The following is a 23,515-nucleotide window of genomic DNA, read 5'->3' as shown; positions in this document are numbered from 1 at the left end:
TCCGAAAGCCGACCTCTGATTGATTTTGTTCACGGAAACCCCGATTGCATCTAGGGAATCTCCGCAGCAGCCCTGAGAGGAATTCTGCTGGTCTCCCTGGCTTTGGACGAGGACGTTTTTTGCGCTGTCACTTGAATGCAGCGCATCCTTCAATCTGTTGACGCTGACTCCTTGCATTCCTGCGATCCTGTGCCAACAAAGTCACGCAAGCCCACTTCAACAAAACACACGGCCTGACGGCACCTCCTGGAGGTGGCCTGCCACCGGACGCTGCGAGACACCCCTCGGGTCTATGGAGGATGAACCATGCCGGTTGGAATGGTCGTGGCCTGGACTCGTTCGCTGCTGGCGACGCGTCGTGCAGGTGGTGTGTGGCTGTCTGCCTTTCTGGCCGCCACGATGAGCTGGTCCGGCTCCGCGCCGGCATCGACGACCGCGCCGAAGGGCTCCACCGCGTCCGCCACGGCGGCAGCGCCTGCCGCCTCTGCCGCCTCATCCTCGGGCCCGTCGCTGGACGAGATCCGCGCCCACTACCCGGCTGCGTCTCTCACTCCGCGCTCGCAGCCGGGTTGGGAAAAGCTCTCCAACCGCGTGGAAGCCGCCGCCCCCGGCGACGAAGCGGCCAGCGGCAGCCGCAGCCCCAATGGCTCCACGCTCTACCGGCGCATCAAGATGTGCTTCCCCACGGAGATGCGCAATCTCTTCAGCGAGGTGGACCAGGTGGTGGGCCCGGATGGTGCGCTGCGGCCCATCGACTATTTCAACGGTACGGTGGTGCCTGACGATGCCCGTTCCGCCATCCGGGGCCAGAACACCTGGATGCTGTGGGGGGAGGGCAATGATGCGTTCTGGGGCTGGCTGCAGGAAAACGGCTACGGCATTGCGGACTTCCTCATCCTGATCGATTCGCGCCAGCGCGCCGCTCGCTTCAAGGAAGCCGGCCTGATCAACCAGCCGGGCCTGCGCGCCCAGAAGGAGCCTGGCAAGCGCATCCTCGGCCTCTACCTGGACCAGGCGGATGGCGACAAGGTCAAGCTGCCGCAGCCCGCCAACGACATCGACGCCAAGACCGGCAAGCTGGCGGAAGTGATCAAGCCGCCCCCCAGCCACCAGGGTGCCGCGTACAAGGAGTTCTTTCGCATCGGCGACCAGAAGCTCTACGACGAGACCGTCAAGCAGATGCCGGACGACGGCATCGACCCGCTGATCTATGGCTACGCCTCGGGGGTGGTGGGGCTGCGGCTGATGCTCAACCCGGACTTCTTCGGCGATTCTGCGGCGGCCTCGCAGGCGCGCAGCTACTGGAACGAGCGGGTGCTCAACAGCCCAACGCCGGATGCCTACTACACCGACGACACCATTCGGGCCGACCCGAAGCTGGTGCGCCCCTTCCGCATCAGCATGGCCTGTGCCTTCTGCCATGTGGGCCCACACCCGTTGAACCCGCCGGCCGATCCCGCCAATCCGGGCTGGGCCAACATGTCCAGCGTCATCGGCTCCCAATACTGGACGCCGGACAAGGCGTTCTCCAACCTGAAGAAGCCCAACAGCTTCCTGTGGCAGTTCGTGGCCAGCCAGCAGCCCGGCACCATCGACACCTCGCTGGTGAGCACGGACCACATCAACAACGCCAACACCATCACGGCGATCTTCGAGATCAACCCTCGCCTGGCCCGCGCCAAAGAGAACCCGCCGGAGCAGCAGAGCGCCGCCAACCTGCGCCAACGCGGGATCGAGGATGCGCCGAACTTCCAGACCAATCCCCGCCACACCCCGCGCGTGTTGCTGGATGGGGCGGACAGCATCGGCGTGGAAGGCGCGCTGTCCCGCGTCTATCTCAATATCGGCACCTATTCGGAGCAATGGCGCCACCTGCACAACCCGGTGATCGGTTTCAAGCCGCAGCGGCCGTTCGAGCTCGCCACCATCCAGGACAAGTCTGTCTACTGGCAGGCCACCGAAGCCTTCCGTATTCCGCAGCTGGAGTCCTTCTTTACCTACGTCTCGCCACGCACCGGGGTCACCTCCACCCAGGCCATGAAGCTGTCGGCAACGGCGGACGGGAAGGTGCGCCTGGCCGCCCATGCCGCTGATGTGAACCCGGGCCGCCAGGTCTTCATCCAGCATTGCGCGGTGTGCCATTCCAGCAAGCAGCCGGCGCAGCAGCAATGGGGCTTCTCGCGGGACTGGCGCGCGGCCGCAGCCCCGGCGGGCGCGGCCAGCGCAGCCGCGGGCGGCATTCGGCCCGCCGCCCTGACGCTGCCGATGGACTTCGCCGAATGGGATGCCTTCAAGGCCAGCCCGGCTTACCTGGCCTACGTCAAGCGGCTGGAGGCCTTCCTCGCCGATGAACAGGCACAGGGCCGGGACTTCCTCAAGGACAACTACCTCTCCAACGACATCCGCGTGCCCATCACCCTGGTCGGCACCAACTCTGGCCGTTCGATGGGCACCAACGGCATGCGCGGTCAGGTGTGGGACAACTTCTCCTCCGACACCTACAAGGCGTTGCCGGCCGTGGGCGTCGTACGCTTTTACAACCCGCTGCTGGCGGCCGAGACGGGCGTGGACCGCTGGGGCAACAACGACAGCTATGTGCCACCTGCCGGCGGCCCCGGCTATTACCGGCCCGCCTCGCTGGCCAGCCTGTGGACGGCCGCGCCGCTGCTGCACAACAACGCGCTGGGCCTCTATAACGGCGACCCGTCCATCAAGGGGCGGCTCGCGGCATTTGACGATGCCATCGACAAGCTGCTGTGGCCGGAGCGGCGTGCCAGCGGCAGCGGCCGGCCCGGGGACATGCGCCACCGCCTCCCATCGCTGGCGAATGAGCCGGGTTTCATCTACCGGACCACGGAACGTTCCTGGATCGATTTCCGCGCACCGTTCATCCGGCCTCTGGTGGAAGGCGTGGCCGGCAAGGGCCTGACCGCCTTCCTCACCGGCTGGCTGTGGTGGCTGGCCGCGCTGCTGGCCATCGTGCTGGTATTGGTCGGCCGGGCACGGCTGGCCGGATTTGCGCTGACCGTCTTTGCCGCGCTCTTTGCCGCGTTGCTGCGCGCCTCGGCCATCGACACCATCTTGCCCTGGCTGTGGCTGATCCCCGCCGTGGCGCTGGCCGGTGGTGTGTGGTTCCTGGTGCAGCAGCATGCCCGCACCGCGGCGCGAGTGGTCTTCGGGCTGAGCGCTGTCGCCTTTCTGGCCATCGGCGGGGTCGCCACCGCCTTTGTGGATGGCCGCGTCGCGGACATCCGCCTGGGGCCGATCCCGACCGGCACGCCGGTCAACCTGCTGATGAACATCAACCCGGAGGCGCCGCCGCTGGACCTCTTCCATGCGGTGGCCGGGTTGGTGCGGGGCATGCTGCGGGTGCAGAAGGAGGAACTGACGGACGACAAGGGTGCCGCGCTGGACGCCTTCCTGCAGGAGGCCGGCAAGCCGCTGCTCAAGGCCAGCAAGTGCCCGGACTTCGTGCTGGACCGGGGGCACTGGTTCGCGCAGAGCCTGACCGATGAGGAGAAGCGGCAGCTCAAGGCCTTCCTGGAGACGCTCTGACATGAGCGCCGTCCATTCCTCCCATGCCCCGGTGGACCGGGTCACGCTGCTGGCGCAGGCACGTGACCCGCTGACGACGCCGTTCGACTACATCGTTGTCGGCTCGGGCGCTGGCGGCGGCACGATGGCAGCCCGCCTGGCGCTGGGCGGCAAGCGGGTGCTGTTGTTGGAGGCGGGCGGTGATGCCTCGCTCGGCCCGGACGGCAAGTTGCTGCCGATCAAGCCCGGGGACAACACCTCGGGAGGGGAGCGCCAGGTCGCGGTGGTGCCGGCCTTCCACGGCGCAGCCACCGAGGACGCCCAGATGAGCTGGACGTTCTCCGTGCGGCACTACGACGACGACCACCGCCAGCGGCGGGACGCCAAATACAACGCCGGCGAGGACCCTTCTCAACTAGGCGGGGCGGGCAAGGGCGGCATCCAGTATCCGCGCACCGCCGCCATTGGCGGGTGCACGGCGCACTACGCCATGATCATCATCCGGCCCAATGATGCGGACTGGGACTGGATCGCCGACCGGACCAACGACCCGTCCTGGCGCTCGGATTACATGCAGGGCTACTTCCCCAAGATCGAGAAGTGCCTGTACTACGGTGTCTACAACACGTTTGGCCGGCGGTTCCTGGGCAGTGTGCTGACCACGGCCCGCAAGATCGCCACCTTCATCAACCCGCGCCGGCAGCTGGACCCGGGCGGGCACGGCACACAAGGCTGGCTGCCCACCAGCTTCATCGACCCGCTGGTGATTGCCAGCATTGTGAAGGGCGATCGTACCTTCCTGCGGGTGCTGCTCGACGTGGCCCTGGCCACCCTGGGGGGCAAGGACGAGCGGGGGACCTTCCTGCGGTCCCTGGCCCATCTGCAGCTGCTGCAGTTCCTGGACCCGAACGTCCGCTCGCCGGACCTGCCATCGCGGGCCCACCTGTCATTGATCTCCATCGGGACCGACGGGAAGCGCCGGCAGGGGCTGCGCGAACACCTGCTGCGGACGCAGAAATGCAAACCTCAACATCTCGTGATCGAGACCGGCGTTCACGTCACCCGCGTGGTGTTTGAACGCAGCGCGGACGCGGGCATGCCGCCGCGGGCCATCGGCGTGGAGCTGCTGCAGGGCCAGCATCTGTACCGCGCCAGCCCGCTGGCCGGCACCACGAGCGAGCAACCGGTGACCTTGCAGCTGTTCGCCCGGCAGGAAGTGATCGTCTGTGGCGGCGCCTTCAACACCCCCCAGGTGCTGATGCTCAGCGGCATCGGGGACCGGGAAGCACTCTCCAGCCTGAACATTGCCGGCCCGCGGGACCGCACCGGCCAGGTCATCGCACCCATCGTGCACCTGCCTGGCGTGGGCTGGCACATGCAGGACCGCTACGAGGTCAGTGTCATTACCGAGGCGGGGCAGGATTTCTCGACGCTCAAGGGCGTCACCTTTGTCCCGGATACCCCGAGCGACGTGGCCGCCCAGCAGTGGCTCAAGGACGGCTCCGGCCTGTATTCCACCAACGGCGGTGCACTGGCAATGATGATGTCGTCGACCGCCAACCAGGCCGTGCGGCGGGACCCGGACCTCTTCATCTTTGGTGTGCCCGCCGCGTTCCGGGGCTACTACTGGGGCTATTCCAAGGAACTGCTGTGGGCCCACAAGGGCGTGGACAAGGAACAGCGCAACCTGTGGAGCTGGGTCATCCTCAAGGCCTACACGCACAACCGACATGGGTCGGTGCGCCTGCGTACGGCTGATCCGCTGGACGTGCCGCAGATCGACTTCCACTCCTTCGACGAGGGGGACGACGATCCGCAAGGGGCCGGCGCCCAGGAAGACGTCAATGCGCTGGCCGAGGCGGTGACGCGGGTGCGGGAGATCAACAAGAAGATCGCCGTGTTCGGCAACGAGGTGCAGCCGGGGCCCGGTCTTCCCCCCGGGAAGGGCTTGGACCAGTGGATCCGCGACGAGGCCTGGGGCCACCATGCCTGCGGCACCTGCCGCATTGGCGCCGACCGCTGGACGCCAGACCCCGCGCGCTTGACCGAACCCGATGCCGTGCTGAGCAGTGACTTCCGGGTGCACGGGGTGCAGGGGCTGCGGGTGGTCGATGCGTCGGTGTTTCCGCGCATTCCGGGCTACTTCATTGTGACCCCCACCTACATGATCGGGGAGAAGGCGGCCGACGTGCTGCTGGCCGACTCCCAGGACTATCCGCGGGCACTGCGCGCCGTGGAGGCGCAGGAGATCCATCGTCGGCGAATGGCTGCCAAGCTGCCCTTGTCGACCGCGCCGGCGCGGGAGGCTGATGAGCTGCCTGCAGACACGGTGGGGCTGGCCTTGTCCGGCGGCGGTGTGCGCAGTGCCACGTTCTGCCTGGGCGTCCTGCAGGCGCTGGCGGCGCGCGGGCGCTTGCGGCAGGTCGACATGATCTCGTCGGTTTCCGGTGGTGGTTACATCGGCGCCTTCCTGGGCCGTCTGTTCACCCAGCAGAGCGAGTGCGTGGAGGACAAGGCCGGGCGCGTCGAAGCCATCCTCACCACGCCGTCTTCGCCGGAAGTCTGGTGGCTGCGCAAACATGCCAACTACATCGACAGCGGCAGCCGCACCGATCTGCAATCGGACGTGGCCATCGTGCTGCGCAACCTCGCCTTTGTGCATGTGTGGATAGGCGCGCTGGTGTTCGGGCTGTTCGGGCTGGCGCGGCTGCTCGTCGACGCGTGGCCGGAGCCCTATGTGCCGGCGTGGACCTTCCACGGTATCGGCCTGTCGCCCTGGTGGCCCCTGCCGGTGCTGATCTTGCTGCTGGCGGTGGTGCCCACGGCGGCAGGTTACTGGTTTGTTCTGAAGGATCCGCATGAGGGGCGCGGGGTGCTGCTGCCGCTCTGGTTGTGGGTGGCCTTGCTGGGATGCGCCGTGTTTGCGCTGGGCGTACCGGCACTGCTCCCGTGGGGCGGGCTGGCGCTGGTGTTGTTGCTGCTGGCCTGGACGGCGCAGGAGGTGGCGAGCTGGGGCATTCCGGACGATGACCCGGAACGCGCCCGGCGCGGCCCCAAGCGTGCGGCAGGCACGCCAGCGCCGACGCCGCCCAGCCTGATCATCCGTACCCGGCTGTCGCGGGCGTTGGGCAGCGCGCTGTTCGGGCTGGGCCTGACGCTGGCCTGGGTGGTGCTGGATTCCGTGTCCCGGGCGGCAGGCGAGGGCGACTTCACGGTCACCGGCTGGTCCATGCTGGTGCTGCCGCCGCTGCTGGCGCTGCTGCGGGGCGTGGCCATGCAATACCTGGGCGGCAAGCCGACACCGCTGCTGCCGTCCAGGCCGCTGGCGCAGCAACTGCTGCTTGCCAGTGTGGCGTTTGGCCTGCTCATCCTGTTGCTGTTCTACCTGGATGCAATGGTGCATTGGTCCTTCCGCTGGCCCGATGTTGGCCCCTGGCTGGTGTTCAGCACGCTGCTGGCCTCGCTGGTGGTGGCGCGGATCTTTCCCTTTCTCAACCTCTCGTCGCTGCAGGCCGGGTATGCGCAGAAACTGGTGCGCAACTTCCTGGGCGCGTCCAATGCAGCGCGGGTCCATCCGCCCGGGGTGGATGCGCCGGTGCCGATCAACCTGGCCGATGCGGGCGACGACATCGACTTCGATGCCTATCGGCCTCAGCAGCATGGCGGCCCGCTACACCTGATTGGCGCGTGCGTGAACGACACCGTCGACCGCAACTCCGGCCGGCAACTGCGGGACGACAAGGGCCTCTCGCTGTGCGTCGGGCCGGCCGGCCTGAGCATCGGCCGGCGTCACCATGCGCTGTGGAAGAAGGTGGAGGATGAACGCGCCGAGCTGCATCGCGTGCCGGTGGAGCCGCTGCGGGTGGCGCCGGACCCCAACCAGTTCCATGTGCTGGCGCGGCGCGACGGCAAGCCTGTGGAGGTGGAACGGCTCAAGCTGGGTCAATGGACCGCCATCTCCGGCGCCGCCTACACCACGGGTCTGGGTCGCGGCACGACCTTGGCCAAGTCCTTGCTGCTGGGGCTGCTGAACATCCGCATTGGCTATTGGTGGGACAGCGGTATTGCCGCCGGCCAGCGGCCCGGGCGTTTCCCGCCTGGACTGTGGCGGCGGATCAAGTCGCTGCCCGGGGTGGCGTTCCGCCTACAGGCCGCGCTGCTGGACGAATGGCGGGCCTGGTTCCCGGGCGCTTCCAGCCAGCTGTGGTACCTGAGCGATGGGGGCCACTTCGACAACACCGGGGTGTATGAGCTGGTGCGCCGGCGCCTGCCCTTCATCGTGGCGGTGGATGCCTCCCAGGACGAGGCCTATCAATTCGACGACCTGGCCCTGCTGACCCGGCAGGTGCGCCTGGACTTCAACGCCACCATCGAGTGGCTCTGCCCGGCCGACCTGCAGACGGCGGTGCCGGGCTGGATCGCGCAGCGCATCGACCTGGGTGCCCTCGGGGCGCTGAGCGACCTCAAGCGCGACGGCACGCACTACGCCGCCATGGCCCGTATCAGCTACGCCAACCAGCCCGGTGAGGCGAGTTGGCTGCTGCTGGTGAAACCCAGCGTCGGCGCCAACATCCCGACGGACGTGCGCTACTACGCGCAGACGCACGCGGCCTTTCCAAACCAGAGCACCGCCAATCAGTTCTTCGACGACGACCAGTGGGAGGCCTACCGCATGCTGGGGCAGGACGCCGGCCTGTCGGTCTTCCGCTGAACCGTTCCGATCCGCACACACCGCAAGGAGCGCCGCTCATGGCCGACCATAACGATCCCAATGCCGTCAACACGATCTTCTCCGACATCGATGTCAGCGCGGCCGACCTCTACGACCTGTTCGGATTTCCGAGCGATGACAAGACTGGCCCGGAGAAGGTCTACATCGCGCTGACCTTCGCGGCCGAACCCAAGGCCGGCACGCTGGACACGGACCTGCTGTACCGCGTCCAGATCGCGCCGTCGCCCCGGGTGGTCTGGCCGCATGGGGATGACCAATCTCTGGAGACGCTGCTCAACTACTTCGAAGCGGTGAAGGAGCGCTACCTCGGCCCCTCCAGCGCTTCGGAAATCCGTGTGACGGTGGATGAGCAGCAGCGCGCAACGGTGCGCTTCTTCGGCTTCCCGTGCGGGGACTTCTCCACCACCATCGACACCAACCAGGTGCTCACCATCGACACGCCGGACGGGCATGCCATCAAGACCTTCATCGGCGGGCGGGACGACGCGTTCTTCAACGACCTGACCGGCTTCTTCCGCTCCATCAACTACGCGCCGCAGTTCTATCACGTGCCGCACACCCGGCCCGACCTGCGGGAGCTGCCCATCCCCAAGACCCTGTTGGAGCTAGAGGGCAACGACCTCTTCAATGCCGACCCCAACGACCCGGACTGGGGTTACCTGCACGTCAACGGCCGGCCCAACGGCTCCAAGCGCGACCTGCCGCCCGGGCCCTATGACTGGAAGGGCGACCGGTTCCGCAAGGACGAGAACGGTGACTATCGCCTGGTCTATTCCGGCTACGACTGCCAGAACGGCAAGAACATCAATGCCATCGTGCTGGAGATCCCGCTGGCCTTCCTCACGAAGGAGCCGCAGAAGAACCGCATCGTCAACACCTGGGGCGAGAGCTGGGTCCGCAAGGCGGCCAACAAGGTGGAGACCATCCCCGACCATCCGTTCTGGCTGGAGCATCCACGCAGTGTCTTCGATGCGTTCCGGCTGGACGATGAGCTGAAGCACTACAAGCTGGTGGATACGGATGGGCAGCCCTTTGCGGACGCAGGTTTCAGCGAGCGGGAGGACAACCGCCAGCTCGGCGCCAACAATTTCTGGCTGGCGCCGACCTTCATCCGGCGTACCGCCCACCTCGGATGGGGTTTTGGTCCCTCCATCAGCGCGCTGGGGCTGGCCACCTGCTTTGACCACGACAACTCGCCGGTATCGGTCCACAAGACCTACGAGCTGGTGCTGACGGCCTTCCCACGCGCGAAGAAGCTGCTGTTCCAGCATCTGCGCATGCCGGACGACTCCTGGAACCCCAAGGGGCTGGACATCCCCTTGCGCAGGCCGGTGGAGATCTTCATCCCCAATGTCTGTGCCATCGACATGGACACCACGGGCACCTGGCCATTCGGCCGGCGACTGGAAGACCAGGTGGCCAACCGCTTCCTGGCGATGTTCCTGGACATGGATGCCGAGTTCAACGGCCACAAATACCACCTGGACCTGCTGAACGACCCGGCCCTGTGGCAGGCGGCGCCGGTGCAGCCCAAGACCTCGCCGAACCCGCTGCACAACGACAAACCGTTCCTGAAGGAGTTCCCGTACCTGGCGCCGCCGTGGCCGGAGGCGTATTGACGAGGGCGGCATCGGGCCTCCGGCTCCGCGAGTTGTTTCGGTGCCCCAACTGATCTGCGTCGCCACTCTGAGCTCGATGCTCACCCCACGACTCCACCACGAATCCACTACGACTTCCACCATGTCCATGCCCATGTCTTCGATCGCCAAACCAACGGCCGCCTTGTCCGACTATGCAGTGGAACTGGCGCGTTATGCCAGGGAAATTGCCGAACTGGAGCCGCCTGGTGCAGACCGTGGCCGCCAGCACCGGCTGGTCTACAAACGGTACCAGCAGGCCTCGCTGCGCGGGGACTATGCGGCATTGGCTTCGGTGGACCAGACCCTGCGTGGCCTGATCAGCGCCGAACGGCCTGACCCGGATCTCTGCTACCTGAAGGCCAACCTGGACTTCAAGTTCCACCGTCTGGAGGGGGTGCTGCGCACGCTCCAGGCCTGCCCGGACCTGCGCGACAGCACGCCGGGCCAGGCCCTGATGGCCGACCTGCATCTGCAGCAGGGCCGGCATGACGAGGCGGAACGGCTGTACAGGGAGGTGCTGGCGCAGGACCCCACCTGGGACAACCTCGCCCGGCTGGCGCACCTGGCCTTCAAATGCGGCGAAGACGAGGTGGCAGAACGCTATTTCGACGATGCGGAGGACGAGCTGACGGTCAAGGAGATGCGCCACTACGCCTGGCTGCAGCTGCAACGCGGCGTGCTGGATCTCAAGCGCGGCCATCTCCAGGCGGCGCGCGAGCACTACGACCGCGCCAACCGGGCCTACACGGGCTACTGGCTGGTGGCCGAACACCGCGCCGAGCTGCTGGCGGCCCTGGGCGAGTGCGACGAGGCACGAGCCTTGTATGAAACGGTGCTGGCGGAAGTTCCTCGCCCCGAGCTGCAGCAGGCCATGGGTGAACTCTGTGCCTACATGGGCAACGATGCCGAAGCCGAATTGTGGTTTGGCCGCGCGCTGGATGCCTATCTGAGCTCAGCCGCTCAGGGAGAGGTGCACTACCTGCATCACCTGGCGGACTTCTACGCTGATGTCCGCGAGGACGGCGCGCAAGCGCTGCACTGGGCGGGAGCGGACCTGGCCTTGCGGCAGAACCCGGCCACGCTGGCGGCCTGGGCCTGGGCGCTGTACCGCGCGGGGCGGGCGGGCGAAGCGCTGGTGCCGATGCAGCGGGCGCTGGATTCCCGGGAGGTCGATGCGCACACCCTGGAGCGCGCGGCGGTGGTGTTCCAGGCGGCGGGCTCGGCCGAGGCCGGACAGCGGCTGGCGCAGCAGGCGCATGGGTTGAATCCGCATGCACGTGGCTTCCACGTGCATCGCTAGGGCAGGGCGGGGGACGCGGGATGTCGGCACTACCTGAACTCTCTGCCCTCGCTGTACTGAGCGCCCATTGGCCGGCGGCATGGCCGGCGGGCGGGTCGGCACTGTGTGTGATTGCGCTGCTGTTGGGGCTGCAGCATGGGATGGATGCCGATCACCTGGCCGCCATCGATGGGCTGACGCGGCTGAACACGCGGCGCGGTCGCCGCTTTGCGCGCTGGTGCGGGGCCTTGTTTGCGGCGGGGCACGGCCTGGTCGTGCTGGCGGTGGCGGTGGGAGCGAACCGGCTGAGTCAGCACCTGGCGGTGCCACATTGGCTGGAGGCAGGGGGCAGCCTGTTCTCGATTGCGCTGCTGACCTTGCTGGGGGTGGGGAACCTGGCGGCGGTGCTGCGGCCTGCTGATCCGGGGGGCGGGGCAGGGGGAGGCGTTGGCGGACGGGCAGGCGCTGAGGCGGTGGATGGCCTGGTGATGCGCCGCTGGCGCTGGAAATGGATCCAGGCGCAGCGGCCGGCCAGCGTGGCGCTGGTAGGCGGGCTGTTTGCGCTCTCGTTCGACACCATCAGCCAGGCGGCGGTATTTGCCCTGGCCGCTGGCCATTCGGGCGGGGCCGGGCAGGCGGCAACACTAGCCTTGCTGTTTGCGGGCGGCATGCTGGTGGCGGATGGCGCCGGCGGCCTGTGGATCGCACGGCTGATCCGCCGGGCGGACCGTCTGGCACCCATCTCGTCCCAGGCGATGACGATGTCGCTGGCAGTGTTGAGCCTGCTGGTTGCTGCGGTGGGCGCGGCCCGGATGCTGACGCCGCCACAGGGCGATGCAGGTTCCGGGCTGATGTTTGGTGGCGTGGTCCTGCTCTTGAGCGGGGCAGGGTATGTGGTGGCTTGCTGGATGGCCCGGTGGCCGTGGGGCGGGGCGCGGCAGCGGCGCGCTCAATAAGGGCAGGGAGGAGCTACAGGGCCTGATCCAGAGCAACTCGACAGGCAGAACAGCTTTGTAGAGCTGCTTTCCATGCCCGTATTGCTTCCCGCGCGGCGCATCCGTTCGTGAACTCTTTTCTGTCATTCATTACAAAAGAGAGCCGGTGGCACCAGCGTCGTCCAGAAAAGTTTCTGCGTCGGTACTTGCCATCGCGATCGCCACGGATGACGTCCTGCTCTCGGGTGGGCGCGTTCGCATCGTCTATCAAGGAGTTCCGCCACATGACCGTATCCATCCGCTCCCGCTTCAGCGCTGCCACTGCCTTCATGCTTCTGGCGGCCGGAATGCCTGCATTCGCGCAGGACCGCGCAGCAGGCTCTGCCAGTTGCGTGGCCGCCAGCCGGGCTCAGATTGCCGCGCTGTTCGAGCGCTGGAACGCTTCGCTTGGCACGCTGGATCCGGACCGCGTGGTGGCCAACTACGCGCCTGATGCCGTGTTGCTGCCGACTGTCACCAACGAACCGAGAGAGACGCCAGCAGAGATCCGCGATTATTTCGTGAAGTTCCTGAAGAATTCACCGAAGGGAACCATCGACAAAAGGATTGTCCGAATCGGCTGCAATGAGGCGCGTGACATCGGCACCTATACCTTCCGTTTCAAAGACGGCTCTTCGGTGAAGGCGCGCTACACGTTCGACTATGAATGGGTCAATGGGCAGTGGTTGATCGCGCATCACCACTCGTCGGCGATGCCTGAAAAGCACTGATGCACCGTACAGCCTGAATGCTCCCCGACGCCATGAAATCCACGGGGCGAAGAGCGGTCGCCCGGTCTGACCGGGTCTGGGCGGCCGTCAACTGGCGGCCGCGCCAACTGGCGACGCCTCTGACCTGCTGTGGGGCCGCTGCTTGAGTTTCATCAGCCGACGCTCAAGAAATTCCCATGACAGCGCGGCGATCGCGCAGGTGGCCAGAAACTGCGCAACGATCAAGGCCCAACGGGCGTGGGGTAACCAGGGCAATTGGTCAGCGTATCGACTGAAGGCCGGCAGAAAGAAGTGATACACGTAGAACCCATAGCTGATGGTGCCCAAATACCGCAACGGTGGGAACCCCAGCGCTCGGACCAGCCAGCCCTCTTGCGCTGCGGGAAGGTAGGCCAGCACGGAAAAGCAGATGAGCAGGGCGCCCAGCTCCCGTAACCCGCGTATGGCACCCGGCGAGGTGATGGCAAGGGCGCGACTGAGGGCGTCGGCATACAGCAGCACGCCGACGATGAAGATGATGGACAGCACCAGGGCAGGGGGCATCCGGTGGCCGGCGGTTCTGGCCAACGCCAATGAACCACCGCAGGCCATGAAGGCAAAGAAGGGCAGGTCTGGCAGGTATGGCTTGGGTACGGTGTCGAACCGGGCGAAGTCCGAGAGCGCCGAAGCCATAGCCAGCGTCAGCAGCGCCAATACGACGGCCTGATGGCGGGCGGCCGCTATCCACAGCAGCAGGGGCGAAGCCAGCATATAGAAATGCTGTTCCACCGACAGGCTCCAGAGGTGGGAGATGCCACCCCAGACATGCGAGACATGCTGGATGTAGTAGTTGCCCAGGAAGGCGAAGTAATAGTGCAGGCCGTCGGTCTTCAAACTGCGGCCCTGGGCCAGGAGCACCACCACCACGAGCGAAAGCACCAGGAAATAGATCGGGAAGATGCACAGGGATCGGCTGATCCAGAAGCTGCGTAGCTCCTGAGCCGGCGTGCTGTGGCCGAGGTCCACCTTGACCCGTTGGCCATGGAGGATGCCAACGATGAGGAAGCCGCTCAATGCAAAAAAGACGTTCACACCCAGGCTGCCCAGGTGGAGGTCACCCCGGACGAAGTGTTCGGCAAACACCAGCATCACACAAAGCGCGCGTACACCGTCCAGCCCGGCGATGCGGGCGTGAGTGTTGGACATGGCTTTCTCCCAGGGCTGGCAAATACTAGCCGAATGGGCTGCGATGGGTGGCTGTGGAGATGACCGGAAACCCTTGCATCCCTTGTCTGAAGGGGGCGGGCATCAAACACCGGTGAAGGTCCACCGACCCCCTGCGTCACCCGCTTCGGCTGACGCAGAACCGCGACGGCCGTAGCGAGTGATCAATGTTTCAGGCTGCAGCGGCTGCGGGCTGAGGCGTGGGTGGACTGAAGCGTGCGCGAAGCTCGTCCTCATTGGGGACCTGTGAGAAACGTTCGACCCGATAGCCGGCGGAGGTCAGGATGGCGGCACGTTTGGCGTCTGCTTCTGCGCGGCCCTTGTGGCTGGCATCGTCAAGTTCAATGACAGCCTGCACGTCAAAGGCCTTGGAGCAAAGGACAAAGTCGCAGACCTTGCGATCGAACGTGGCGCGAGTGGGCCGGTCTTTGGTGGTAATCAGTGCTGAGAACGCGACCTGCGCGAGGATCACATGGTCCGGAAACGTCTGCAGCAGGCGGAAATACATGGCCTGCTCGCGTTTGGTCAACGGCACCTTGCCGGCCAAGACGTTGGTGGCTTTGCGTCCATTCTTGGCTGTGAGTGCCGCCAACACGCCCATCGCAATGAATACAACCAGCAGCAGCAATAGCAGCTTTGTCATTGACCTCTCCCTGTTTGAAATTTGTGCGAGAAGTATGCAGTTTGTGGGCATGGGCAGTGGGCGGATTGGCGTGAATAAGTCACTCAATCGAAGCGGCCAGGGAACCATTGCATAACTCCCGCGAACCGAGTGAGTCCTGATTTGGGATGGCGTGCAAGGCGCAGGACAAGGTCACAGACGAGGCAGGCGATGTCATGGGCGGGCGAGGTTTGGACAACCACTTTGGGACTGTCATCTTGGTCGAAGGCGGCGACCACGGTATGTTTGGGACGGCCGTTGGTCTGAACTGCTGCAACAGACACTGCTGACCCAAGAACCGATGAGCAGTCGCGCAGGAACTTGGACAAGGATGCCCCAAGCTCGACTACGAAACGCGAAGGCGGGAATTCATGCAACGTGACGAGCGTGAGGGACGATTCCAACGGGCGCTTGTTCTCAGCGTTGCTGCGTTGGCGATCTACTGGAGCGAGCCGACACGAAACCCCACTACCGTTTTGACGCCTCCACCTAGGAGAAGTTAGCCCCGTGAGGGGCTTTTTTGTCGCCCTCGTGCGTCAAGAAAGGGCTACCGAAAACGTGACAGGGCAGTGCCAAGCATGCTGCCGTTGCAAGCTCATCCACATCAAAGAAAAATGGCCTGGGGCTTGCGCTCCAGGCCATCCCCCGTCACCTCGACTTCATGATGACCACGTAGGCGGTCATCGTGTGTCCGAAGGCCGTCGCGGGATCGAAAACGCATTGAAGCGCGCCGAACAACGCGATGAAGCCAACGAACTTCGCCAAAGCCGCTGGGGTCATATTCAGTTTAGGCATACGCCCTCCCTTCCTATGACGTCGGGCCTCTAAAAATCGGGGTTCCGACGCATACCCAGGCTTCGCCCTCTATTCGTCGTTTCTGCAGCGGACTGGCGAGGGCGACCCGACTGCTCGTCGCGGACTATGCCAAAGGCGATCATGTGCGTTGAGTCAACGGCGCTTCGGGCGCAGAAGGCTGGCGCACGTGTGTGGACTGTTGGACGCCACCCGCGCCAGCCCCCCCGTTTACGCGCTGTGGAATACCGCGCCGACGTGCCAAGATACATTTGTATACGGATGCGCTGAAGGGCGTAGCCGAGGGAGGGCCCAAGAGCCCAAAGTCACCACGAGACGGGAGGGCAGGGATGTCCAACAAGATGGAGTCGCTCCAGGCAAGTCAGCCTCTGGACGCAACCGACGCTTCTAGAACCTCGCCCGAGAGCGATTACGCGGCGCCGTTGGAGCCGCCGCCGGCGCTGTCTGTCGACGTCACGCTCGCTGCGAAGCTCAGCCTCGCTGACTTTCAGAACTCAGTTCCCCTGCTCCGCGAACTTACGGTTGCAAGCACCCTCAAGTGCGACACCGAACAGCTAGAGCTCTCCCTGACTTCCACGCCCGCGTTCGTCAAGCCAAAGACCTGGAGGCTGGACGCGATTCGCTCGGGCGACCGTTACCGGCTCAAGGACCTAGACGTTCAGCTAGATGGTCCGCTGCTCACGCGGCTCACGGAGGCTGAAACTGCAACCGTAACCTTGACCGTTCGCGCTGCCGGCGGTGAGGCGCAGGTACTCACAGAAACGTCAAAGGCTGTTGAGCTCCTGCCCCGCAACCAGTGGGGTGGTCTGTCCCACCTACCCGACATGGTTGCGGCTTTCGTGCAGCCCAACGATCCAGCGGTTGACCGCGTCCTCAAGAAGGTCGCAGATTTGCTGCGAGAGCACGGGAAAAACCCCGCCCTGGATGGCTACAAGCTGGGGAGTTCCAAACGAGCGTGGGAACTCGCAGCAGCAGTCTGGAGCGCCGTCGTCTCGATGAAGATCGACTACGCGCTACCACCTGCTAGCTTCGAGCATCGCGGTCAGAAGATTCGGGGAGCAACGCAGATCGCAGACTCTGGGCTGGGAACCTGCATGGATCTGGCCCTCTTGTTTTGCTCGACTCTGGAACAGTTAGGGCTTAACCCTGTGGTGGTCTTCACGCGTGGGCATGCGTTTGCCGGCGTGTGGTTGAAGTCGGAGGAGTTTTCGACGACGGTTGTCGACGACGTGACCGCTCTGCGCAAGCGACTGAAGCTCAAGGAGATGGTTCTGTTCGAGACCACCTTGGTCACGCAGCGCCCCCAGGTACCGTTCAGCCGAGCAGCCGAAGTTGGTGCCGAGCAGATCGCCGAAGGCAAGGACGACACGTTCGAGCTTGCAGTCGACATCCGGCGTGCTCGGCTGCAGCGCATCAAGCCATTGTCCAGCCCTGAGCTTCTACAAGCTCCTGAGCCCGCCGAAATCGTCACCGATGACACGGCTCTTCTCGAGGATGCCCCGGACCTTCCGGATGACGACTTGCACGTCGCAGATGACGCCACGCTTGATCCTAGAGACCGCTTGGCCCGCTGGCAGCGCAAGCTGCTCGACCTGTCGCTGCGCAACAACTTGCTCAATTTCAAGGCGAACAAGAAGGCGCTGAGGCTCGACGCCCCCGACCCGGGGCTGCTTGAAGACGTCATGTCTGATGGCAAGGAGCTGAAACTGCAGCCTCGACCGGACCTGATGGACGGTAACGATCCACGCAGCCAGGCCATCCATGAGGGTAGGGACCGCGAGAACCTGCGTCGTCAGTTCGCACTGGATGCGCTGCGCCGGCGAGAAGTGTTTGTTGAGCTCTCGAAGGATGAGCTCGAGGCGCGCATGGTCGAGATGTACCGCAACGCGCGCACGACTCTCCAAGAGGGCGGCGCGAACACCCTGTACCTGGCGCTGGGCTTCCTCACCTGGAACCGCGCTGACAAAGGGGAAGTGAAGCACCGTGCGCCGCTCATATTGATTCCGGTTTCGCTGAATCGACGAAGCGTGAGGTCAGGCTTCACGATGACGCTGCACGACGACGAGCCTCGGTTCAACCCGACGCTCATCGAGATGCTGCGCCAGGATTTTCATCTGAACCTTGGCATCGCCGACGGTGAGCTTCCTCGCGATGAAGCGGGTTTGGACATCGCCAAGATTTGGAAGTCGGTGTCCGTTGCTGTGAAGGACATCAAGGGCTGGGAGGTGTCTGAGGAGGTGGTGTTGTCCACGTTCTCCTTCGCCAAGTACCTAATGTGGGTTGACCTGACGCAGCGAACAGATCACTTGCGCCTCAATCCAGTCGTCAAACACTTGATTGACACGCCTCGCGACCCCTATCCAAGCTCATCTACTTTCCCCAGTCCAAAGTCTCTCGACAGGGACTTCTCTCCGCAGCAGACCTTCTGCCCGCTACCTTCGGACTCCTCGCAACTCTCAGCGGTGATGGCGGCCGCTCGTGGCAAGGACTTTGTACTCATCGGCCCGCCGGGCACGGGGAAGAGCCAAACCATCTCGAACACCATCGCCCAGTGCCTGGCCGAAGGCAAGCGCGTGCTGTTCGTGTCGGAGAAGATCGCAGCTTTGGACGTTGTGTACCGACGCCTGCGTGAGGTGGGTCTGGGTGAGTTTTGCCTGGAGCTGCACTCGAGCAAGGCGCGCAAGGCGGATGTATTGGCGCAGCTGAAGACCTCATGGGAAGCCCGTGGGGAAGTCGACTCTGCCGTCTGGGAGCAAGAAGCCGACCGCCTGAAGCGGGTCCGCGACGAGCTCAACGTGTACGTCGAGCGACTGCATCATCGCCATGCAAACGGCAGGTCCATCTATGACGCCATCGGCACCGTTGTCGATGGCTCTGACGTGCCCAACTTGCCGTTGTCATGGGCGACACACGCGGCTCACACCAAAAGCGACACTGAACTACTGCGAGAGGTTGTCACCCGCCTTGAGGTGAATGCGGGCGCTGTCGGAGCCGATTCGCTTTCGGGCGGAGCTCTGCTGGACATTGGCCATTCCGACTGGTCGCCGAGCTGGCAGCAAGGCGTCGTCGAGGCGGCGCGACAACTGCTTCCCGTTTGTGAGGACGTCCTGTCTGCCTACGAGCGCTTCCGCGCTGTTACGAGGTTGCCTGTGCTACCCCTCACACGTCGCGCGCGAGTCGCCACAGCTTCGCTCGCACGCTGCCTGCCGCACGCCGCAGGGCGAGATTGGAGCTTCGCCTTCGCGTCCGATGCCAGGCTCACCGTTGAACGCCTTGTTGCGGGAAGCTCCATGCTGCAGAAGCATGCAGCGTTGTCGGGGCATCTGTCTGGTGGCTGGGACCTCGCTCTGCGAGGAACTGCGACGAAGGCAGTTGGCCTGCTCGAGAAGCGGCGAGCGTTGTTCGCCAGCCTTCCCACCCCTTGGTCGCACTTTGCGCTGGAGACGTTGCGCAAGGGAACAAGTCTGCTGCAGGAGCTCGGCGACCTGGAGCACGGCCTCTCTGTTCGCTACTCCGAAGGGGTGGAGCAACTCAACGTGTACCAGTTGAGCCGAGACTATGCCAAAGCGTCAAAGTCTGTCTGGCCTCTTACGTGGCTAGGCAAGCGCAAGGTCAAACAGGAAGTTGAAGCGGTAGTGGCTGGCGAGGGCGAACCCAGGGTTGCTGACGACCTGACGAAGCTCGTTGCCATTCGCGAAAAGCGCGCAGAAATCGAGAAGCTGGACCCGGCCGACGAGCTTGTTGGTGTCTGGAGGGGGTTGAAGTCCAGACTCGACGTGCTTGCGGCGGCAGCCGCGCTGCAGGAAGTCTTGAAGCTCGTGCGTGCCAACGGACGCTGGGTTCTGGATGGGCTTGAACCGTTGAGCGTTGGGCGGGGAGGGGAAGCGCTAGCTGCTGAGGTGAGCAAGCTGCGGGAGATCGCAAAGTTGGATGCACAGATGGCCGAACTCGGCGATCTTGAGGACGCCACAGACCGGCTTTGGAAGGGCCTCGACACGAACATTCCAGTGCTGGAAGAGGCTATTGCCTTCACGAAAGCGTTGCCGGACGTTCGCGCTTCTGGAGCGATGACGGCAGCCTTCGAACAGGTGGCCCAAGGTGCATGCGGCGAGCGGTTGGCCAAGGATCATGCAGCCTTGAAGGAACGAGCCTCCCTTGAGGCAAAGCTGGCCGACATGGACGACATGAAGTCGTTGTGTCCCGACGTTTGGAAGTGCCTGGAGACCGATCAGGACGAGGTGGCAAAGGCCGTCTCGTTCCAGCGGTCAATCGCTGCAGCGGTCTCGAACCTCGCTGCGGCCCCGGAGCACGTGGCCGACGTCTGCAAGGCCCTTGAGCAACTCGTCACGACGGGAAATGCGCTGCTGGACGTCGCCGGTCCCGTCGCTGCGGCGGGTGATCTGTACCTCGCTGCTATCGGGCGACTTCAACCCAGCATCGACCTGCTTGCAAGCCGCGGAACGTTCACGCCCGAAGCTGAGGCGGGGTACAGCGATTCGGACTTGCATCAGCTGAAGGCCCGCACTGAGGCAATCATCGCTTCCGAGCACAGGCTCAACGCTTGGTGCGCTTGGCGCAAAGTCAGCCAGCAGGCGATGGCCCTTGGCTTGAGTTCAATCGTCGCTGGTTTGACCAATGGGGCTTTGCGCCCAAGCAGCGTTAGCCGCGCATTTGAGACGAACTACTGCCGTTGGTGGTTGAACGCCGTAGTCGACAGCGAACATGTCATCCGCACCTTCGTGTCCGCAGAGCACGAGCGACGCATCACGGACTTCAGGGCACTCGACAAGCGCTTCACCGAGCTGACGAAATCTTGGTTGCGGGCGAATTTGTGTAGAGGCCTGCCGGCGCCGGACGACGTGACGCGAAGTTCCGAATGGGGTTTCCTGAAGCACGAGATCACCAAGAAGCGCGCGCACAAGCCGCTGCGGGAACTCATCAGCAACATCCCCACCGCGTTGACCAAGCTGACGCCATGTCTGCTGATGAGCCCTCTGTCCATCGCACAGTATCTTGCAGCGGATTCAGAGCCGTTCGATGTGGTGATTTTCGATGAGGCCTCTCAGATTCCAGTTTGGGACGCCATCGGTGCGATTGCTCGCGGACGTCAAGTCGTCATGGTGGGGGACCCGAAGCAACTTCCGCCAACGAGCTTCTTTGACCGTGCCGAATCGTCGACTGACGACGAGGATGTCGAAGGAGACATGGAGAGCATCCTCGACGAATGCATGGGTGCGAGCCTGCCCACATTGAACCTCGATTGGCACTATCGGAGCCGCAATGAGAGCCTGATTGCCTTTTCGAATCACCGCTACTACGGTGGTCGCTTGGTGACGTTCCCGTCCCCGGTCACCGAAGATCGCGCGGTCAGCTTTCACTACGTCAAGGGCTCCTATGCGAAGGGCGGCGCCCGGACCAACCAGGCTGAGGCCAAGGCGCTGGTCGCTGAAGTCGTGGAGCGTCTCAAGAAACCAGGCTTTCGAGAATCCAAGCTGACCATCGGTGTAGTGACCTTCAACACCGAGCAGCAGAAACTCATCGAGGACCTGCTGGACGAAGAGCGGCGCAAGGACTCGAGCCTTGAGCCGTACTTTGCCGAGTCGGAGTTGGAGCCGCTGTTCATCAAGAACCTGGAGAGCGTCCAGGGGGACGAACGCGACATCATGTACTTCTCCATTACGTTTGGGCCCGACTCAAACAACGTCGTGTCAATGAATTTCGGGCCGATGAACCGCGCGGGGGGAGAGCGTCGCCTCAACGTTGCCATCACTCGCGCTCGCCAGGAACTGCGAGTGTTCTCGACGCTTCGCGGCGACCAGATGGACCTATCGCGGACTCAAGCCGTCGGCGTCCGAGACCTAAAGCACTTCCTCGAGTTTGCTGAGCGCGGATCACGGGCGCTTCTCGAGGTGACAGCTGGCAGTCTCGGTGGATTCGAAAGTCCGTTCGAGGAGGCAGTTGCTGTGGCGCTGACTGCAAGGAACTGGCAACTTCATACACAGGTCGGCGCTTCGTCTTTCCGTGTCGACCTGGCTGTGGTCCATCCGGACGCGCCCGGTTGCTATCTCACAGGCATTGAGTGCGATGGAGCGACCTACCACCGGTCGGCCACCGCACGCGACCGAGATATGTTGCGCGAACAGGTACTGCGTGGTCTCGGCTGGGAGATTCTACGAATCTGGTCAACCGACTGGTGGGTTGACCCGAAGGGCGTCATCGAGCGCATCTGCAAGCAACTTGACGACCTTTTGACCGTCAGCCGCGCAAAGCGCGCGGTCGAGGCAGAGAAGGCCGCGGCGGAGGCAGAGGCGAGGGAGGCCATTGAAAAAGCGATGGCAGAGGCACCAGTGGCCGCGCAGCCAGCGCCCCCGTTGTCGAAGACGGCTCAGGCCGCGCCCAAGGTGGTCAAACAGGAGGCCGCAGCTCAAAGCGAGGCGTCGGAGGAGATGTATGCACAACGAGCGTCAAGTGATGACACGAGCCTGCCGTCGAGAGGAGTCTTTGCAGAATGCGATCCGGCTGTTGCGGTAGAGGCGCGTGACCCAGATGCATTCTTCGACAGTTCGTATGACGAGCGGTTGAAGGCGATGATCGCGTACGTTGTCGAGCGCGAGGGGCCGGTGCTAGATATCGTGCTTGCGCGCCGCATCTCTCGTGCACACGGTTGGCAGCGCACGGGTAGCCGCATCCAGGACCGCGTTGAAGACGTAGCGAAGCGGGTCTTCGAAAGTTCAGAGGAGTCGGTTGGCACGTTCTATTGGCCTGCAGGCATGACACCGGAGGGCAAGGTACTGTTTCGCGTGGCCTCGGCCGACTCCCGACGCTCTGTAGACGAAGTTTGCCTGGAGGAACTGACAGCCCTTGCAGCCTTGGCCGTCAACCCGGCCGCGTCCGACGACGAGAACCTGGTGGCCATGGCCAGAGAGCTCGGGCTCTTGCAACTGAGAGCTGCTAGCCGCGGGAGGCTGGAGCAGGCGCTGGTGCGCTTCCGTGCAGGTCAAGGCCTGGCCTGACGAACGCGCAGGGGGAGGGCACCGGTCCTCAGTACCGCCCTGCTTCAAACCACGACAGCGCGAGACGCGACCTGATGCAACGCGGCGACGGAATGGCCGGATAGGAATCCGTGGTTTCCACAGGCCGAAGAGGCACTGCCACGACGGCTGTCGTGCCTTGAGGCATCTGCGACTCTACGGTCGATGTCGCTGCCAGGGCCGCACCACCTGAATGCGCGCTTGGCTGGCCATAGCTGCGCTCATGCGTCGCGACGGCCGGCTTGGGTGGAAATGTCGCGCTGGGCGTGCTTCAAACCACGATATGTGGACGCACGGCCAGACCAAGCCGGATCGGCCGGGGGCCGCCGGAACTTCACACTTTTCACCGCGCCCCCTGAGACAGATTTCTCCAACCGGGAGAGCGTCGGAGGCGTTTTCGGGCTGGCCATTTCTGTCGCATTGGCTCTGAGGATGCGGCTAACTTGATGTCGCAGTTGCAGATTTCGGCAGACGTTCGGGCTGCTGCATAGCTTGGTCGCGACAAGATTGTCCAACCGGAAGTTGGATTTCCAGGCTTGGTGGCTCGCTGTGCACCGCTCGACGCCAACGACTGCGACGTAAGCGGTCAATGAACTGCGCCCTTGGCGCCAACGAGTTGTCGGGGTAGAAGCGATTCAGGCCGCGAGGTCGATGCGCCAGGGCAGCAATGCGGCGTAGTCGTCCGCCGTCTGGGCCTTGGGCAGCGCAACGAACAGTGCGCGCAGGTAGCGGTAGCCGTCGATGCCGTTGACCTGGCAGGTTTGCAGCAGCGAGTACAGGTTTGCGCTGGCATTGGCCCCGGCCACGGTGTCGGCGAACAGCCAGTTGCGTCGGCCGACGCAGAACGGCCGGATCGCGTTCTCCTGGACGTTGTTGTCGATGCTGTAGCGGCCGTCCTCAACGTAGCGCTTGAGCTT

Annotated in this window: 11 protein-coding genes; 7 read left to right on the top strand and 4 right to left on the bottom strand. The window is 64.2% G+C overall.

Translation table 11 applies throughout. From position 1 onward, the window contains the following. The first annotated feature begins 306 nt into the window (after positions 1–306). The 6 genes from BMY53_RS23750 (at position 307) to BMY53_RS23725 (ending at position 12,890) form a co-directional block, all read left to right on the top strand. Positions 307–3,555, top strand: a complete 3,249-nt coding sequence (locus tag BMY53_RS23750; RefSeq protein ID WP_143074217.1) for a hypothetical protein — start codon at positions 307–309, stop codon at positions 3,553–3,555. A 1-nt stretch (position 3,556) separates the two neighbouring features. Further along, positions 3,557–8,245, top strand: coding sequence for a GMC oxidoreductase (locus BMY53_RS23745; RefSeq protein WP_177201027.1), 4,689 nt, complete (start codon positions 3,557–3,559; stop codon positions 8,243–8,245). A 38-nt stretch (positions 8,246–8,283) separates the two neighbouring features. After that, on the top strand, positions 8,284–9,885 hold the full coding sequence (locus BMY53_RS23740; protein WP_092949391.1) for a DUF4331 family protein: 1,602 nt from the start codon (positions 8,284–8,286) through the stop codon (positions 9,883–9,885). A 121-nt stretch (positions 9,886–10,006) separates the two neighbouring features. Continuing rightward, positions 10,007–11,206, top strand: a complete 1,200-nt coding sequence (locus BMY53_RS23735; protein WP_092949389.1) for a tetratricopeptide repeat protein — start codon at positions 10,007–10,009, stop codon at positions 11,204–11,206. Positions 11,207–11,226: 20 nt separating this feature from the next. Beyond that, on the top strand, positions 11,227–12,141 hold the full coding sequence (locus BMY53_RS23730; protein ID WP_143074216.1) for a HoxN/HupN/NixA family nickel/cobalt transporter: 915 nt from the start codon (positions 11,227–11,229) through the stop codon (positions 12,139–12,141). Positions 12,142–12,404: 263 nt separating this feature from the next. Further along, positions 12,405–12,890, top strand: coding sequence for an SgcJ/EcaC family oxidoreductase (locus BMY53_RS23725; protein WP_092949385.1), 486 nt, complete (start codon positions 12,405–12,407; stop codon positions 12,888–12,890). An 87-nt stretch (positions 12,891–12,977) separates the two neighbouring features. Here the strand turns inward: BMY53_RS23725 and BMY53_RS23720 are convergent, their stop codons facing one another. From BMY53_RS23720 to BMY53_RS26220, 3 genes are all read right to left on the bottom strand, one after another. Further along, the gene (locus BMY53_RS23720) at positions 12,978–14,075 is read right to left on the bottom strand and encodes an acyltransferase family protein (protein ID WP_092949383.1); all 1,098 of its coding nucleotides are present in this window, start codon (positions 14,073–14,075) and stop codon (positions 12,978–12,980) included. A 190-nt stretch (positions 14,076–14,265) separates the two neighbouring features. Beyond that, positions 14,266–14,721, bottom strand: coding sequence for a DUF2726 domain-containing protein (locus BMY53_RS23715; protein WP_255370354.1), 456 nt, complete (start codon positions 14,719–14,721; stop codon positions 14,266–14,268). A 681-nt stretch (positions 14,722–15,402) separates the two neighbouring features. After that, the gene (locus BMY53_RS26220; protein ID WP_218151299.1) at positions 15,403–15,549 is read right to left on the bottom strand and encodes a hypothetical protein; all 147 of its coding nucleotides are present in this window, start codon (positions 15,547–15,549) and stop codon (positions 15,403–15,405) included. Positions 15,550–15,896: 347 nt separating this feature from the next. On the opposite strand from BMY53_RS26220, the gene BMY53_RS23710 reads away from it, so the two are divergent. Continuing rightward, a complete protein-coding gene (locus BMY53_RS23710) occupies positions 15,897–22,580 on the top strand; it encodes a DUF3320 domain-containing protein (protein ID WP_255370353.1) in 6,684 nt (2,227 codons plus the stop codon). Positions 22,581–23,233: 653 nt separating this feature from the next. On the opposite strand, the gene BMY53_RS23705 is transcribed toward BMY53_RS23710, so the two are convergent. Further along, positions 23,234–23,515 (bottom strand): IS66 family transposase (locus BMY53_RS23705; RefSeq protein ID WP_143074120.1); only part of this gene is annotated, 282 nt, incomplete at its 5' end.

The sequence above is a fragment of the Roseateles sp. YR242 genome (genome assembly GCF_900109745.1).
Taxonomy (GTDB): Bacteria; Pseudomonadota; Gammaproteobacteria; order Burkholderiales; family Burkholderiaceae_C; genus Roseateles.
This window is presented reverse-complemented; position numbering and strand designations above follow the sequence as displayed.